We start from the raw sequence: 17,389 nt of genomic DNA, 5'->3' as shown, positions 1-17,389 counted from the left end.
GTTTTCTACTTAATTTTATTGTTCTTTAATATTTCAGCTACTTCAAGAGCTGCATAGGTAAATATACCTGTGGCACCGGCACGTTTAAAACTAATTAATGACTCCATCAAAGCTCTCTCCCAATCAATTGCCCCTGCTTCTGCTGCAAATTTTAACATTGCATATTCTCCACTAACCTGATATGCAAAAATTTTAGCATTAAAATTATTTGCCGCTTCACGAATAACATCCAAAAACGGCATACCAGGCTTCACCATTACCATATCGGCTCCCTCTGCTATATCATGCTCAATCTCAAGCATTGCTTCCTTAATATTACGTACATCCATTTGATAGCTTGATTTATCTAAATAATTCTTTTTATTACTCTTAACAGCATCGCGAAACGGACCGTAAAAACTTGATGCATATTTAGCGGCATAAGCAAGAATTCCAACATTTATAAATCCCTCTTTGTCAAGATATTCCCTTATAGCCCTGATTCTTCCATCCATCATATCGGAAGGTGCAACAATATCTAATCCAGCTTTTGCTAGCACTAATGCCTGATTACACAAAGCTCTTACTGATCTATCATTATCAACTTCCCCATGATGCACAATACCATCATGACCATGTGTAGTATAAGGATCAAGTGCTACATCGCATATTATACCAATATCGATATTAGCGTTTTTGATGCTTCTAATAGTTCTACATATTAAATTATCTAAATTATAAGCCTCATCGGCATTTTCACTTTTTAGACTTTGATCAATACTCGGAAATAATGCAATAACATTAATACCAAGCTCTGCTGCTTCTTTTGCCGTTTCTACTATTTGATCAATCGATAAACGATATATACCAGGCATAGTTTTAATTTCTTGCCTTTCATTATGTCCTTCAACAACAAATAAAGGCAACACTAAATCACTAACCGATAAATTACTTTCGGATATTAATTCTCTAAGCCAAAAAGCTTTTCTATTTCTTCTAAGTCTAATATGGGGATACATAAAATTCATATCTCATTTTAGTTAATAACTTGGATTCTAATATATAAAATATATAACCTAACTATCTTATAGTAAAAATATTGCATTACAAAAAGAAATTTTGTTTGCAATTTATAAAAAATTTAAGCAAGCTGTTTAATTATGTAAATAAACATAGGAGTTTAATATGGCACAATATAATATTCCAACATCAGTAAAAGATAGAATACAAGAGTGGGGAAAAAATCAACAAATATGTCAAATAACCCACCAAAAAATACAAAACCGACTGTTCCTCCAAAACCCACTTCTGAGCAAATAAAGGCATGGAACGAGGCACATAAAAAACAGACTGACTGAACTATTAAAGCTTATGAACAATCATTAGGACGGCTAATAAAACAAGTAGGAGTACCTCAAAAAGAGTTTGTTTCTTTTATAGAAGATGATCTAATAAAAAATCATACACACAAAGATAAATTTGAAAAAATCAATCAACATTATAAATTACCTGAACCACCTAAACTATCTGAGATAATTGATAATCTTAGAGAATTAGTAAACAATGATGATATAATAGCTTATTTGAAACAAAATAGAAAACACATTGAATTTAAAGAAAAAGTAAATAATATTATTCAGATTTATGATGATAATAAACATAATCCAGCTGCTATAGCTAAAGTTGAAGCAAAACTGCAAGAGGTAGGTAAATGGTGTGAAGAAACTACAAAAATGGATAATAATCCTATTTGGAACAATATTGGTAATTTTATAAAATATTCTTTTACCGGAGATAAAGCTAAAGCTGCTTTTTATAAAGATGCTATAAAATTTTACTCAAAATACTAAAAAAGCTATAGCAGAAATACAAAAATCTCTTACCAATCCTTCTTCCTCATTCATCTAATGTTCCACCGTCGAAGAATCAAGGAGCAAGATATAGAAGCTAATAAAAACTTTTAGGATCGATATCTATTTTTAGATGGCAAAAAGAAGGAATTTTTATAAGGCTTAGCCAAAATTTTAAATATTTCTGCAAATTAAATTTCTTATCAGCTATAATAAGTATTCGGTAACGATATTTACCAGCGAGCTTTGACATTAATGAGCTTGCCGGTCCTAAAATTTTCACGTTTGCTTTTGGTGCAATTCGGACCATATCCCTAGCAATTTCTAGAATTTTAGCCTCACTGGAACCTGATAAAATTACCGATGCTGTTTTGGAAAATGGCGGCATATCTGCTGATTTTCTTATTTCAAGTTCATTTGCAAAAAAACTATCTTCATCACCGGCTTTAACATAACTAAAAATTGTATTATCAGGATAATAGCTTTGTAAATATACTACACCTTTACTATCTCCTCTACCCGCTCTACCACCTACCTGATGTAGTAGCTGAAAAGTTCGCTCAGATGCTCTAAGATCGGCATTATTGCTTCCAAGATCGGCATCTATTACTCCAACTAAAGTAAGATTCGGAAAGTGATAACCTTTTGTTATTATTTGTGTGCCTATTAAAATATCAATTTCTAAATTTTCCATTTGATGTAGAAGCTGTGCTATTTTTTCCGGGCTTTTAGCATGATCTTTACTTATCACCGCAATTTTACTCTCAGGAAAAAGTGCTTTTGCTTCTTCCTCTATTCTCTCTATACCTGGACCACAGATAGTTAATGTTTCATCCTCTAGACATTCAGGACAAGAACTAAAAATTTTACTTTGATAACCGCAATGGTGACATTCAAGTTTTTTAGTCGCTTTATGTACTACCATCCAAGAAGAGCAGAATTTACAGGTCAACCTGTGACCGCAAGCTTTGCATAGCATGAGCGGAGCATAACCACGCCTATTAAGAAATAATAAGACTTGCTTTTTATTATCTAAATTACCTTTGATAGCTTCTATAAGAATCTTGGATAAATAGGAATTCTTAGATAGCTTTTCTTTAGTCATATCGATTATTTCTATATTTGGCAAATCGACATTTTTGTATCTATTAACCAATGTAACCAATTGATATTTACCCATTTCTATATTATGTATCGTTTCAATAGACGGTGTTGCCGAACACAAAACAATTTGTGCTTTATCAAATGTACCTCTTACGATAGCCGTATCCCTAGCATTATATAATATACCGTCATCTTGTTTATAGGAATCGTCATGTTCCTCATCTATAACTATTAAACCGAGATTTTTAAAAGGTAAAAACAAACTACTTCTAGCCCCAATTACTACTTTAACTTTATCGCTTAATATACCTCTTAAAATCATTTTCTTGTGAGCCTTGGTAACGCTTGAGTTCCATATGATAGGCTCAAAACCGAATCGCTCTATAAAACGATTAATAATTTGTGTACTTAAAGCAATTTCAGGCAACATAACAAACACTTGTTTGCCTTTTGCTAAGTAATCTGCTATTAGATGAAAATATATTTCTGTTTTACCTGATCCCGTAACACCTTTAACAAGTGTTGGCTTATTACTTTCATTTAAAATTGTTACTGCTTGTTTCTGCTCTTCTGACAAACCAGGTAGCACAAAGTTATTATTGACTTTCTGCTCCTTAACTTTAATCGGTTTTTCAGCAATATCTATAGGTAATACTAACTTGGCTATGCTCCCAAGCTCTGACATATAGTAGTTACTCATCCATTTAATTAATTCTAAAACTTCTGAAGTAATATTTAAGTTTAACGGTACTTTCGCTCTAATAGTTTTTATTTTTTTTGCCTCGGAATTTGAAACAAGCTCCCATACTATGCCGGTTAATTCCTTATTTCTAAAAGGCACTACAACAAGATCACCTATGTTTAGCTCTAAATCTTCAGGTATTAAATAATCTAGCGGAAATAATTTTGCTACCGGTAATAATATTTTTGCTATTCGCATATATAATGTATTTTATAATTTTTTTTTTATTATATACTAAACTGATAAATTATAGAAACCTAGATGAATAAAGAAACAAAAATTGTTATAGCAATTTCTGGAGCTTCAGGAGCAATATACGGTATTCGTTTGCTTGAAGTACTAAAGCAACAAAATATCGAAACTCATTTGGTTATTTCAGAGGGAGCAGCTCTTACTATAAAGCTCGAAACTCAATATTCTATAGATGAAGTTAAGCTACTGGCTAATGATTATTATGACGATAAAGATTTAGGTGCTACTATTTCAAGCGGCTCTTTTAAAACTTCAGGCATGATAATAGCCCCTTGTAGTATGAAGACCTTAGCCAGTATTGCTCACTCAATGGAAGATAATTTAATTAGTAGAACGGCAGGTGTTGTACTTAAAGACAGAAGGAAACTTATTTTAATGACCCGTGAAACTCCTTTGCATATCGGACATTTAGAAAATATGTTAAAAGTAGCGAGTTATGGCGGCATTATATCGCCGCCCGTGCCGGCTTTTTATAATAACCCTGTAAGTATAGATGATATAGTGAATCACTCTATTACTAGAGTTTTAGATTTTTTCGATATCGAAACTAATTTAATTAAACGCTGGGATAGTTATGAGCAATAAAACATCAACTTTACTATTAAAACTTGCATTTAAAAAAGCCCGTAATATCATTAATAAATATTTTTCACCGGAAGAAAGTTTAGTAGATAAATTAATCGCTGAACGTAGAAATGAAGCAAAGTAATGAATAATGTAAAATGTTCTGTTTTGGGCTTTGTTGTGTGGATCGGTTTTAACGTCATTGCGAGGAAATGACATAAGTAATTGACGAAGCAATCCAGTAAAAATTCTGATTTACAGAATTTTTTTTATCACCACGCAGCCTACGGCTGCTTGCAATGACGACTCGGTATCCTTTCAAACCATATAATAATTTAACAAACAACAATGGCACGTAATAAAATAAATAACGAAACAAATATATTAGCTGATAACAAAGATAATTTACCTATATCAAGGGTTTTACCTTCAAATGTTCAAGCAGAGCAAATGCTACTTGGGGCGATTTTAACCAATAACGAATTACTAAATTACGTATCGGAATTTTTACGTGATGAACATTTTTTTGAACCTATTCATCAAAAAATCTATAAGGCAATTGAGACAATTACTGAAAAAGGGCTGACAGCTACACCTATTACTTTACGTAGTATGTTAACTCAAGATGAACTATTTCAAGAAGTAGAAGGAGCGGCGTATTTAGCAAAATTGATAACTATGTCAATGATGGTAATAAATCCGGTTGATTATGGTAAAATAATATATGATTTAGCAATAAAGCGTAATTTAATAAATATCGGTGAAGAAGTAGTAAATAATGCCTATAATTCTTCATTAGAAGTTGAAGCAAAGGAACAGATTGAACATGCCGAAGCTAAACTTTACGATTTAGCTAGCGAAGGCTTGAATGAAAAAAGTTTTACCAAAATCGGTATATCTATTTCAGAGTCACTAGCTAGTATTAATAGGGCTATGAAAAATAATGATCATATAATCGGTATATCTACCGGTTTGATTGATCTAGATAATAAATTATGCGGCTTTCATAATTCCGATCTTATAATTCTTGCAGGACGTCCGTCGATGGGTAAAACGGCATTTGCTATAAATCTTGCACTTAATGCCTGTAATAATATGCGCCTTAAAAATATTAGAGATAATCAAGAAATTCAGTCAGTAGGTTTTTTCTCTTTAGAAATGTCCTCAGAACAGCTAACCACACGTCTACTTTCAATGTGTGCAGAAATTGATTCTACTTCTCTTCGTACGGGGATTCTAGGTGAAGAAAAATATAACCGTCTTCGCAAGGAAGCAAATACTTTATCGGAATTACAATTTTTTATCGATGATACCCCTGCTCTATCTATTTCCGCTATAAGAACAAGAGCTAGAAGAATGAAACGCAAGCACAATCTCGGTATATTATTTATTGATTATTTACAATTAATTAGAGGAGTAAGTAAATCTGAAAATAGAGTTAGCGAGATTTCAGAAATAACCCAAGGTTTAAAAGCAATAGCAAAAGAGTTAAATATTCCGGTTATTGCGTTATCTCAGCTTTCAAGAGCGGTAGAACTACGTGAGGATAAAAAACCTATGCTATCCGATCTTCGAGAATCGGGAACTATAGAACAGGATGCTGATATAGTAATGTTTATTTATCGTGAAGAATATTATTTAACTAGAAAAGAACCGGCAGCAGGCGATGCTAAACATGCCGCATGGTTAGATAAGCTCAACAAAGTATATAATATTGCCGATATAATTGTTGCAAAACATCGTAACGGACCAGTTGGAAATGTTCCGCTTTATTATGATAGTCAATTTTCTAAATTTGGTAATTTGGAGACAAGAACTTTTAACTCTAATTAAATCAGAATTGTTTTACGTCATTATTGCGTGGATACCAAATCGTCATTGCGAGCGAACGTTAGTGAGCGTAGCAATCTCAGGAATTTTGCCTGAGATTGCTTCGTCAGTTACTTCATACCTTCCCCACAATGACTATATTTATCTTTTATTTTTTTCTGTCCATCCTATTGCTCTATCAAGCATCTCATTATTATTGTTCCTATAAAGCCACATCTCATTATCAGGAATGAACTTACCGGGCTTTATTATTATAGTACCGTCACTTAATGTTAAAACTTGTATCTGTTTTCCTGCATATTTCTTCCCCATGGATATTTGCCCGTTATTTCCTACATGTTTGATTGTTTCTATATTATTTCCTATTATCATAATATACACAATTCCTATTTTTCAATATTACTAGTATATGTATAAATAATAAATAGCCTTATTATTTAGTTATTATATTAACAAGTTCATAGCTTTATATAACAGATAAACCGGTAATAAAATTGCAATAATTACAAGAATCATACCAGCCAAATCCTAAAATTATAATAAAAGCATTAGGTACTACTACTGCTACAATATAAGCTGGTAATATAGTAACTATTACTACATTCGGTATCGAATTCATAAACATAGTTTTAAGGGAATCACATAGCCCTACTCCGAGTATTGATGTAACGATAGCAAGAGCTGAAATTATCCAAACTAATAATTGTACGGACGGCCATTTTGCTATATTACTTAATTCCTTAAATCTCTGACTGCTACATTACTGGTAATCATTTGTTGATAAAATGTTGGATTATTATGATGTGCTACAATAAGAATACTACAAGTCCAAATTATATATACTATTGCAGGAATTAAGCTTCCAAATAAAAACGCCGTCTTTAGCATTTTTGTTACAATAATTAGTTAAGGTATGGAAGATTACTTGGAAACCAAATGAAGTAAAAACTACCGGAGTGACTATACCACATATAGATATTTCTTTTAGAGGTAATAATAATACACCATGCTCCTATATAAGTTATACTTGTATTTAAAGCTAATAACTTCTGTAATATTGAAGAGCCTCCGTATATAAATACTGCAAGTAAAGCATATGAAAGGAGCTTAAGGCTTACCATACCGATGATTTGAGCAGTATGTCCTGAAAAATATTTTCCCAATGCCCAAGTGTTAAGCCTTTACCCGCTTGAAGATTAAGCTCTAGGTTAATTAAAGAAGTATAATACATTATAAACCAAATTATAAACATCAATATTATACTAGGTATTATACCTAATTTTGCTAATACCATGGGTAGTGTATCATACCGCTACCTATACAAGTACCTGAAATTAACAGGATTGAACCAATAAGTTTTTGCATAATTTAATGTAGATTAAAGCAAAGGACTTAATTTTTGTTAAAAAGAAAATCAGCTAAAAAAAGACGATAAGAATTTTAAAGAATAAAAAGTTTTGATAAGTAAAATTAACATTCGTATAATTAGTATAATTATATTAATAATTTTACATTAATTATTAATATTGCTTTTTAAGGGTATTTTTATATATTCTTATTAGACCTCTTCCCAAACCAACTTATAGAGAGGAATTGAAAGAAGACACGGAACACAGCACCACAGCGTATATAGAAATACGTGAAGATGCGAGTACCGGATCGACGTATAAATTATCTCTAGAAGCGACGCTTGGGAAGAGGTCTATTGAAAATTACTATATTTAAAAATGCATAGATTAGCTAAAATAATTAGTAATGCAGGAGTTTGTTCTAGGCGTGATGCTGAAAAGCTGATAGTTGAAGGACAGGTAAAAGTAGACGGCATTACAATTTTATCACCGGCTACAAATGTTGATATTAGTAATCAAATTGAAGTATCAGGCACATTAATCAATAATATACACAAACCAAGGCTTTGGATTTATTACAAACCTGTTGGTTTAATTACCACTCATAAAGATCCTTTATCTCGTAAAACGGTGTTTGAACAGCTAACCGGTTTACCTCGTGTTATTTCAATAGGTAGGCTGGATTTAAATAGCGAAGGTTTATTATTACTAACTAATAGCGGTGATTTAGCTCGTCAGTTTGAGCTCCCCTCAAGTAGGTTAAAGCGAGTATATCATGTTAGGGCGTATGGGCAGTCTGATATTCTACTAAAAAGCAATTATAAAAATTTAGAAATTGACGGGATATTTTATAACCCTCATTCGATAAAATTACTTAAGCAAAATAAGACTAATTCTTGGTTTGAAGTAGTTTTATTTGAAGGAAAAAATCGTGAAATTAGAAGAATATTCGAGTATTATGGACTAAAAGTTAACAAATTAATTAGGATGCAATATGGTAGTTTTACAATAGATAATTTAAAACCCGGAGATTATAAAGAAATAAATAATAAAATACTGGAAAAATAATTAGTAATGTGTTATTATTAATACATTTTAACTAATCATATAGAATACATATGACAAATCTTAATATATATAAATGTGCAGAAAAAGACCTAAACGATTACCTTGGTTATATAAAAGATAACCCTAGTGTCTCACTAAATGATTTTATCAAAAATAAATATTTCGCTGAAGATAATGATAAAATTATCATTACTAGTTTAGAAAATATGGAAATTAACGCAGATTTAGCCAATGCTAATTTCCAAGGTACAATACTAACAGATGCCGTATTTAATAATTGTGACTTAACAAATACCATATTATGTGATTCAGATTTAACAAATGTAAAATTTAATGATTGTACATTTATCGGTACCGACTTTAGAGGAGCAAATCTTCATTATACAGATTTTAATTATAAAGATTATGATTATGATAACTATAAAATCCCCAATCTCAAAGATAAAATACGAGATATAAAACTATCTTTTTCAGATCTTGAAAGATTAAATCAATATATAGATAAAGATTTAGAAAAAGAACATATCAAAGAAATAGTTATAGATGAAGCTACGAAGACAAAGAAATATATTTTGGCTGGAGAAGACGAAAAAACTTTATGGGAAATCAAATCAAAAGAGCTAAAGACTAAGCAAGAAGAGTTAGAAACTCTAAAGCAAAATTTAGATAATCCTGGGATTGCTACCAATCTTTTAAATGCTTTTTGGAATAGTGCAGAAACTATTGCTAGAAACCGACAAAACGAACTAGAAAAAATCAACAAGTTACAGCATGAAGTAAACAAATTAGAAACTGAAGTATATGCTTTAGATAATCTTAGAATGTTCTGCGGTAAGGGTTTAGATGGTATTTTTGAGCAGTTAAAAGACGAAGAAATACAAATAAAACTAGACCCATCATATATTATAGGTTCGACTGCCAAAGAACGAGATATACCGAAAGAATATATAAAATTAACTTCTGCCGAATTTGATCTGTATTTAGCTGAAGCAGCAAAACAATCCAATACAAAATTATCTCTTACCGAATTTGTTAGAAAGCAAAAAAATCTTTCAGAAGATTTAAATATAGTTCCTGATCTTTCAGCGATTAATTTATCAGGTAAAACTCTTACTAATCTTAACCTAAAGAATACATTATTTGCTTCAGCCAACTTAGAGAATATCAAAATCTCAAATTGTAATTTAGATTTTACTAATTTTGAAGGAGCTAATTTACAAAATGCCGTTTTTCAAAATGTTACGGCTCGTAACGCAGGATTTCTTTTTGCTGATCTTAAAAAGAGCAAAATTGAAAATAGTGATATGTCGAGAGCTTACATGCCTAAAGTAGATTTATCTGAAGTAGAGGTAACAAATAGCAAATTTAATGCGGTTATGATGGTTAATGCCGATGCCGAAAAGTTCATTATTAAAGATTCAGAATGGAAAAATTCTAATCTTACCGGTATATCGCTTGCCTATGCAGATATGCAAAGAGTTCAAATGCAGGGGGTAGTTTTAAATAATGCACTTCTAGATCAAGCAAATATCGTTTCTACTGATCTTGAAAATGTTTTTATGAATAAAACACATGCATTAGAAGCAAAATTTAAAGAGCAATGTAACATGCAAGGCATAACTGCAAGAAATGCCTATTTTAGCGATGCTGAATTTGAAAATATACTATCTTTAAAAGAAGCGGACTTAAGAGAAGCTATAATGCAGCGTGTTAAACTTAAGAACGCTGATTTAACAAAAGCACAGCTTGATAAAGCAAATCTTGAATATGCCGATCTTACAAACGCTACGCTTACTAATGCAACTGCACAATTTGCTAAGTTAAGTAATGCTACTTTAGAAAAAGCAGAAGCCGAAGGATTAAATATTTCGGATGCTATTGCTAAAAATATTAATGCTAAGGAAGCTAACTTTAAAAATGCAATTATGAAACGTGCCGATCTTACTAAAGCCAATTTCACTAAAGCAGTGTTGGAAAATGCCGATATGCAAGCATTGGAAGCAGCCGAGGCTATATTTAAAGAAGCAAATCTAAAACAAGCGAATCTAAAAGCAGCAAATCTAGCTGGAATTAATAAAGAAGGAGCAGATTTTGATAAAGCAAAAATCAACGATGCTACAAAGATGCATGATACTAAAGGTGAGGCTAAAGGGAATTTAGATCATCAAGATAAAGACGGTAAAAAAACATCTGTCAATGTTAACGAACATGCTAAATTACAAGATAAAATTCATGCAAGAGAGAAAAGCGGTTGGTTTCTGAAAACCGGAGTAGGACAGCTTTGTACCAAACTTGCTAAAAGTACTACATCAGGAATTAGCCACGTAACAAATTTTTTAGCAAGTAAAAAATTTTTAGTAGGATTTGCCATAGTAGCGGGTCTTGCAGTAACAGCTGCACCTTTCATAGCAATGCCTGTGTTATTGGTCACCGGCACGGCCCTTACTACTAAAGCTGTCATTCTAGGAGCAGGTATTTTGGCCGGAGGGCTAGTCGCTACCGGAACTTATAAACTCACTCAAAAACCTTTACGCAATCTTCAGAAGTCATTTGAAAACTTAACTAGTAGTATAGATAAATACATCTCACCGCCTCCTAAAAATATTGATGCATTAGTAACAGAAAAACAACAAGCAAGACAAAAAGCTGAGACAGAAAAATCTAAAGAAAGGGAAGAAAATTTAAATAATGTAAATAATAATATTTATAAAGCTAAAGAACAAGATCTTTTAAAACAAGCAACGCCAAAAGTAGAAATAAAAGAAAAGCAAGATAAAACTGTAGAAACACAACAAGCAAAATCTAATACATTTGCAGCAAAATTTAAGCCTAACACTAAAGGCAAAGGATTTGCCACAAAAATAAAAGACGAAAAAAAATCACGCTTAATAAAAGAAGTATATAACTAAATAAGTGTTAAAAATAATATCCGGTAAATATAGAAACCAAATTATACCTACCGCTAAAAATATCAAATATCGACCTTCCACCGGTAAGCTCAAAGAGGCAATATTTAGTATATTAACCTCCGGTGAGTTTACCGGTAATAAATTATTTAACGAAAATACTCACATTCTTGATTTATTTGCCGGTAGCGGTAGCCTTGCTTTTGAGAGCCTATCAAGAGGAGCAGGTTTTGCTACCTTAATTGATATTGATACATCCTCATTAAAAATAGCAGAAGGATTTGCTAAATCTCTAAACATTGAAAATAATGTTAATTTCGTTAATATTAATGCTTTAAATCTACCAAAAGCTACTAGACATCTTTTTAAACCAGCTTATAGAGAGGGATCTAAAGGAGACACGGAACGCAGCACCGCAGCGTACACACTAGTACGTGAGGATGCGAGTACTGGATCGACATCTAAATTACCTCTAGAAGCGAAGTTTGGGAAAATATATAATAAATCATTTGATCTTGTCTTTATAGACCCCCCTTATCATAAAAATATAGTGCCTAAAGTAATGAAACTGCTGATAAAAAATAATTGGCTTAAAGACGGTGCTATTATAGTTATTGAGATGGCTAAAACAGATGATTATGTTTTAGATGAAAATATTGAAATTATACGTGAAAAACTATATGGTAAGAGTAAGCTGTTGGTTTTGAGCTTTACCGTCATTCCCGCAAAGGCGGGAATCCAGTAAAACATATAAAATATAAAAACTTGTTTTTATATTTTTATTTTATTAATAGTATGTAATTTTGTACCTGTATTGCGTAACAAGAAATTAAAAAACAAACATGACCAAAAAACATTACATATGTTCTAACTGTGGAAATATTAGTCCTAAATGGTCAGGGCAGTGCTTTGATTGCGGTGTATGGGGTAGTATTGTCGAAGAGATAGTCAGTACAAATCAAGCAATTGTTAAAGTCGGTAGCAAGCAAAACTTCGATAAGCTTTCAGGGCATGTAACCGAGCAGTTACGCATCCCTACCCCTATAGGTGAATTAAATAGAGTACTAGGCGGCGGTTTAGTGCTTGGTTCTGCTATATTAATAGGAGGAGACCCTGGTATAGGCAAATCTACTTTGTTACTACAGCTAGCAGCAAGTAATTTTGCATCAAAGATGAATTGCTTATATATAACGGGCGAAGAATCGTTAGACCAAATAAAATTAAGGGCCATAAGGCTAAACCTAACTAACTATAATACCGATATTTTAGCAGCTACTAATTTGGAAGATATTATTGCGAGCATAGAAGCTAATAAAAATAATATTGATTTAATAGTGATTGATTCTATTCAAACAATTACCACAAAAGAATTATCATCACCTCCAGGCACTGTTTCGCAAATTCGTACATGTGCAAATGAGCTTGTTAATTATGTTAAGCAAAACAATATAATTATTTTATTAAGCTGTCACGTCACTAAAGACGGACAACTAGCAGGTCCTAAGATACTTGAACATTTAGTTGATACCGTGCTATATTTTGAGGGAGATCATAATAATCATTTCCGTATTTTACGCTCATATAAAAATCGTTTTGGCGGTGTGGGTGAAATAGGAGTATTTGAGATGAGCGGCAGCGGGCTTATTGAAGTAACAAATCCGTCTGAACTATTTTTAATGAAGCGAGAGCAGAACGTTATAGGTACGTCTATTTTTGCAGGAATCGAAGGTTCAAGACCGTTACTTATGGAAGTACAAGCCCTTATAGTACCCTCAAATATGGTAACTCCTAGACGCTCTGCGGTGGGCTGGGATGCTAATAGGTTATCAATGATACTTGCCGTGCTTAGTAGTAGGATAGGACTTAATCTTGCTAATTATGAGGTATATTTAAGCATTGCGGGGGGACTTAAAATTGCCGATCCTGCTTCTGATTTAGCAGTAATAGCGAGCTTAATATCTGCTGCAACCGGCAAACCTGTATCCGAACATAGCGTCTTTTTCGGCGAAATAAGCTTATCGGGTGAAATAAGAAAAACTGCAAAAGCAGAAACAAGAATAAAAGAAGCCATAAAACTTGGATTTAATAAGATTATCTGCTCTAAATTTGAAAATTTAACGTATGACTTTATATCTTCCGTCTCACATTTAAAGGACCTAAAAGAGATAATTAAATGAGTATAGTTTATGAAATAAGAAATTTGGAAGAAGCACGTAATTTTTTATCTAGTGTAGAAGAGCAGCTGATATTAACAAATCATGCCTCTAGCGTAAAATATTACGGTATACTAGCAATTGATTACATGTTTAAAACTCTAAGTAAAGAATTTCCGGAAAAAATTTTAGATCTTACCGTAAATGTAGGAGAGGATCACGCCGCTTTATTTACTGCAATCAAACTAGGGTATAAGAATATATCATATACAGGGAATTCTGAGGAAGCTAGGGGGTTGTTGTACGGCTATCAAACCGTCATTACGAGCGACTGAAAGGAGCACGGCAATCCAGAAAATAATTAAAAAAATGCTAAAATTAGCATTTTTAACTGGATTGCTTTGTCAATTACTCCGTAATTTTCCTCGCAATGACGAAAATTTAATAATAAAAATCATGAATATCAAAGATATAGGAGTAATAATTGCTAAAAAACCTTTGAAAGAAAATACATTTATTATTACGGTTTTTACTAAAAATCATGGTTTATATTCGGGAGTTGTAAAAGAATTTTCTAGAAAAAGTAAATTTATATATCAAGAAGGGAATATTATAGATTTTCTTTGGCAGGCAAGATTACATGAACATATTGGTATGGCTAAATGTGAACTCATTAAATCTTACACCGGTTATTTTATCACAAATAAAGCTAAATTATATGCCTTTAATTCCGTTATATCTTTAATCAAAGAGTTATTTCATGAAAGAGAAGAACATTCTAAATTTTTTTCATTTCTAATTAACTATTTAGATAATTTATCAAAGAATTTTTGTTTTCGTGATTATATTAATTTTGAGCTAGCTTTACTTGCCGAGACGGGTTATAAGCTTGATCTTACCAAGTGCGGCGTGAGCCATGTTACAACTGATTTAATCTATGTATCACCTAAATCAGCTAGAGCATTATCATATGAAGTAGGAAAACCTTATAAAGATAAATTATTGATGTTACCAAGATTTTTACTTTCAGATAATAGTGAGATTACATTAGAAGAAAAACGGCAAGCTTTAGCTCTAACAAACTATTTTTTTAATAGATATTTATTTCATAATAATAGACAGGTTGAAGCACGCCAAACTTTTATTGAATATACTTTAAATAATTTTTAGAGACTATATTTTTACTTTTATTTTTCTTATTTTATTGATATACTTACTTAAGTAATTACTTAAATAAGTATGTAATATGACTAGACTAAGCATAGATATACCAAACGAATTACATCATTTTCTTAAAGTTCACACTGCACATAAAAATGATACTATTATGAATTTTGTAAGAGAAGCGATATATCATAAAAATTTAATATGATTCTGCAAACCTCTACTATTTTATTCCATGTCATTCCTGCGAAAGCGGGAATCCAGTTGAGTAAAGCTTTTAAGAAGCTTTACTCAATAAGAAAGTAATATAATAAAAAAATCTTTAAAATCAAGATTTTTTTTAGCCTGGATTCCTGCCTTCGCAGGAATGACATAAGGGCTTTTCAAAAATTTCCCGGCTCACTATTTTATACATACCGGTACACATAGTATAATAATCTATGAAAATACTAGCATTTGACACAGCCAATAATACTGCATCGGTAGCAATATCCGAAAATGAGAATATCCTTGCATGTATAGAAGAATTACGTCCTTCTATGCAAGCAGAAAATCTAATGCCGATGATAGAAGACGTGATGAAATCAGCTAAATGTTCATATGATGATTTAGATTATTTAGCGGTAACTAACGGACCCGGTAGCTTTACCGGTATTAGAATAGGACTTGCTAGTGCTAAAGGTATATTATTTTCCAAGGAGAGTATTAAAGCAGTAGCGGTTAGCAATTTTGAATATGCTTATTTTAGAGCCATAACTCAAGTTAAAGATTATGATAAAATATATGTCTTTTTAAACGCTTATCGCTCACAGCTTTATATGCAAGTTTTTCATAAATCAGGACAAATAGAAGAGCCGTTGTTGATAGATTTCGAGTATGCTATAAAACTGCTTACAAATGAGAAAGGGAATATAGTTTGTTGCGGTAGCGGACTTGAATTTATATATCACCAAATTATGCATTTGCCGAATATAATAACCTTGCCACGTTTTGCACGAGTTAAAGCTTGGGTTACCTGTAGATATATTGCTAGTAGATTATCGAGCGATGTAAAATTAAATAGCTCTATCGAGCCACTATACATACGCCCTCCTGATGCTAAAATCGCAATCAATTATGCCATTCCTAGTTAAAAATAGGAATCCATTTACTGGATTTCTATAATCAACGAAATGACATAAGAGCTTTATTATAAGTATACTACATAATCTTCATAATCAAAGACTCCAAAATAATTATAAGATAATTTCTCACCTGATAACTTCATAGTAAAATCACTATTAGAGTGTTCTACTTGATTGTCTGATACTTCTATTTCATCTTCATAATCAGAGAATCCGGAATCACTATCAGATACTGCACCTGATTCTTGCTGTACACACTCCTTGTCGTGTATTAAGGCTATTATTTGCCCAACTAATGATTTCGATAAATCATGATTATCCGAGTTAATAATATCAATGATTCTTACTAGACTTTCATCTGAGGCGTGCGAAATTATTATTGCTAGCTTATCACTTGAAATATTACTAATGATTCTTACTAAATTTTTATTTGGAATAATATCAAAATTTTCTACAAGTTTTTCTTCTCCTGCTAAAATAATTATATTTTCAAGCTGTTCATCAGAAATATCCTCATCTGATAATTTTTTTAGTTCCTGCTCGGTAAGCGTTTCTAAAGAAATGGTAGTATCTATATATGTATTTAATTTATCTAATGGAATAAATTGCATTAATTTTTCAAAATGCTCCGGCAAAATATAATGAACTAATTTTTGTGCTTGTTCGTTGGAAATATTATTAATTAATTCTACCATTTTTTTATATGTTATCCTTTCAAAAACTTCATCTAATGCATTTTCAGACGTGTTTAAAATTTCTTCTACTAACTCATTATCAGGAAGAGTTTCTAGTTGCTCTAAGAAATTAAATGTTTCTTCAGCGTTATTATTTAAATAAGAAAAAACTTTATCACTCACAAAATTAAAAGTTTCAGCAACTTTAGAAGAAAGAATACTAGATGTATTTTTTATAATATTAAAACTCTTTACTCCGAAATCATAAACTGTTTTTAATGATGAACTCAATGTACTGAAAAAACCTTTACTTTTAGGTGTGTTAGTTACTTTTTCACTACCATCAAGCTTATTTAAAAGATCTGTAAATCTGATTTGAGAGATGCCTAGAGTATTAGTAGTTTGCTTTGGAGAAGTTATAAACTCAAATTCATCGTTAGCAAGATAGGAGGCTAGCTTTGGAGAGGTATTATGTGGGATTAAATTTTGTAACTTATTAAAAATTGATGTTATGGCCATAATTTTTCCTCATTTCAATAATCAACATTGCATTATAATAGAAATTATGAGGAGGTCAAGATAAAGGATAATAATTATTAACTTTTTATTATATTTTACTTAAAATTGATT

18 protein-coding genes and 2 pseudogenes are annotated in these 17,389 nt (G+C 31.6%); 13 read left to right on the top strand and 7 right to left on the bottom strand.

Annotated features, from left to right (window positions below; translation table 11 throughout):
* Positions 1–5: 5 nt before the first annotated feature.
* Positions 6–998, bottom strand: coding sequence for a porphobilinogen synthase (gene hemB, locus GCO76_RS00565; RefSeq protein ID WP_410955826.1), 993 nt, complete (start codon positions 996–998; stop codon positions 6–8).
* Between the two features lie 564 nt (positions 999–1,562).
* Here hemB and GCO76_RS00560 point away from each other — a divergent pair.
* Complete coding sequence (locus tag GCO76_RS00560) at positions 1,563–1,829, top strand: hypothetical protein (protein WP_410955825.1); 267 nt, start codon at positions 1,563–1,565, stop codon at positions 1,827–1,829.
* 97 nt (positions 1,830–1,926) lie between these two features.
* On the opposite strand, the gene GCO76_RS00555 is transcribed toward GCO76_RS00560, so the two are convergent.
* Positions 1,927–3,873, bottom strand: coding sequence for a primosomal protein N' (locus tag GCO76_RS00555; RefSeq protein WP_410955824.1), 1,947 nt, complete (start codon positions 3,871–3,873; stop codon positions 1,927–1,929).
* A gap of 63 nt (positions 3,874–3,936) precedes the next feature.
* On the opposite strand from GCO76_RS00555, the gene GCO76_RS00550 reads away from it, so the two are divergent.
* From GCO76_RS00550 to GCO76_RS00540, 3 genes are all read left to right on the top strand, one after another.
* Entirely contained in the window at positions 3,937–4,512 is a 576-nt protein-coding gene (locus GCO76_RS00550) for a UbiX family flavin prenyltransferase (RefSeq protein WP_014014448.1), read from the top strand.
* On the top strand, positions 4,502–4,636 hold the full coding sequence (locus tag GCO76_RS00545) for a hypothetical protein (protein ID WP_410955823.1): 135 nt from the start codon (positions 4,502–4,504) through the stop codon (positions 4,634–4,636). Before GCO76_RS00550 ends, GCO76_RS00545 begins: the two co-directional genes overlap by 11 nt.
* Before the next feature lie 203 nt (positions 4,637–4,839).
* Entirely contained in the window at positions 4,840–6,324 is a 1,485-nt protein-coding gene (locus GCO76_RS00540) for a replicative DNA helicase (protein WP_410955822.1), read from the top strand.
* Positions 6,325–6,462: 138 nt separating this feature from the next.
* Here GCO76_RS00540 and GCO76_RS00535 read toward each other — a convergent pair whose 3' ends face one another.
* The 4 genes and pseudogenes from GCO76_RS00535 to GCO76_RS00520 all read right to left on the bottom strand — a co-directional run bounded on the left by GCO76_RS00535 (position 6,463) and on the right by GCO76_RS00520 (position 7,573).
* The gene (locus GCO76_RS00535; RefSeq protein ID WP_410955821.1) at positions 6,463–6,693 is read right to left on the bottom strand and encodes a hypothetical protein; all 231 of its coding nucleotides are present in this window, start codon (positions 6,691–6,693) and stop codon (positions 6,463–6,465) included.
* A 72-nt stretch (positions 6,694–6,765) separates the two neighbouring features.
* Positions 6,766–6,946, bottom strand: a pseudogene (locus tag GCO76_RS00530) (aromatic amino acid transport family protein).
* Positions 6,947–7,223: 277 nt separating this feature from the next.
* Entirely contained in the window at positions 7,224–7,484 is a 261-nt protein-coding gene (locus GCO76_RS00525; RefSeq protein ID WP_410955820.1) for a to amino acid permease, read from the bottom strand.
* The gene (locus GCO76_RS00520) at positions 7,436–7,573 is read right to left on the bottom strand and encodes a hypothetical protein (protein WP_410956435.1); all 138 of its coding nucleotides are present in this window, start codon (positions 7,571–7,573) and stop codon (positions 7,436–7,438) included. The genes GCO76_RS00525 and GCO76_RS00520 overlap by 49 nt, the downstream gene beginning before the upstream one ends.
* A gap of 305 nt (positions 7,574–7,878) precedes the next feature.
* Between GCO76_RS00520 and GCO76_RS00515 the strand changes: the two are divergent.
* From GCO76_RS00515 to tsaB, 9 genes and pseudogenes are all read left to right on the top strand, one after another.
* Positions 7,879–8,031, top strand: a pseudogene (locus GCO76_RS00515) (palindromic element RPE1 domain-containing protein); the annotation flags it as partial.
* Positions 8,032–8,048: 17 nt separating this feature from the next.
* Positions 8,049–8,738, top strand: a complete 690-nt coding sequence (locus GCO76_RS00510) for a pseudouridine synthase (RefSeq protein WP_410955819.1) — start codon at positions 8,049–8,051, stop codon at positions 8,736–8,738.
* A 50-nt stretch (positions 8,739–8,788) separates the two neighbouring features.
* A complete protein-coding gene (gene srfD / locus GCO76_RS00505) occupies positions 8,789–11,647 on the top strand; it encodes an effector protein SrfD (protein WP_410955818.1) in 2,859 nt (952 codons plus the stop codon).
* Between the two features lie 4 nt (positions 11,648–11,651).
* The gene (locus GCO76_RS00500) at positions 11,652–12,389 is read left to right on the top strand and encodes an RsmD family RNA methyltransferase (protein WP_103897043.1); all 738 of its coding nucleotides are present in this window, start codon (positions 11,652–11,654) and stop codon (positions 12,387–12,389) included.
* 97 nt (positions 12,390–12,486) lie between these two features.
* On the top strand, positions 12,487–13,821 hold the full coding sequence (gene radA, locus GCO76_RS00495) for a DNA repair protein RadA (protein WP_410955817.1): 1,335 nt from the start codon (positions 12,487–12,489) through the stop codon (positions 13,819–13,821).
* On the top strand, positions 13,818–14,132 hold the full coding sequence (locus tag GCO76_RS00490; protein ID WP_103897045.1) for a hypothetical protein: 315 nt from the start codon (positions 13,818–13,820) through the stop codon (positions 14,130–14,132). Before radA ends, GCO76_RS00490 begins: the two co-directional genes overlap by 4 nt.
* A 121-nt stretch (positions 14,133–14,253) precedes the next feature.
* Positions 14,254–14,967, top strand: a complete 714-nt coding sequence (gene recO, locus GCO76_RS00485; protein WP_410956434.1) for a DNA repair protein RecO — start codon at positions 14,254–14,256, stop codon at positions 14,965–14,967.
* A gap of 76 nt (positions 14,968–15,043) precedes the next feature.
* Positions 15,044–15,169, top strand: coding sequence for a hypothetical protein (locus GCO76_RS00480; protein ID WP_410955816.1), 126 nt, complete (start codon positions 15,044–15,046; stop codon positions 15,167–15,169).
* A gap of 232 nt (positions 15,170–15,401) precedes the next feature.
* A complete protein-coding gene (gene tsaB / locus GCO76_RS00475) occupies positions 15,402–16,094 on the top strand; it encodes a tRNA (adenosine(37)-N6)-threonylcarbamoyltransferase complex dimerization subunit type 1 TsaB (protein ID WP_410955815.1) in 693 nt (230 codons plus the stop codon).
* A gap of 56 nt (positions 16,095–16,150) precedes the next feature.
* Here the strand turns inward: tsaB and srfC are convergent, their stop codons facing one another.
* Positions 16,151–17,278 carry an SrfC family effector protein gene (srfC, locus tag GCO76_RS00470; RefSeq protein ID WP_410955814.1) on the bottom strand — a complete coding sequence of 376 codons (1,128 nt, stop codon included), beginning with the start codon at positions 17,276–17,278 and terminating at the stop codon, positions 16,151–16,153.
* Positions 17,279–17,389 lie beyond the last annotated feature (111 nt).

Origin of the sequence: Rickettsia koreansis (genome assembly GCF_046532895.1) — a bacterium.
Classification (GTDB): Bacteria; Pseudomonadota; Alphaproteobacteria; order Rickettsiales; family Rickettsiaceae; genus Rickettsia; species Rickettsia rickettsii.
The sequence above is the reverse complement of the archived record's forward strand: the minus strand, read 5'-3'. Positions and strand labels throughout refer to the sequence as shown.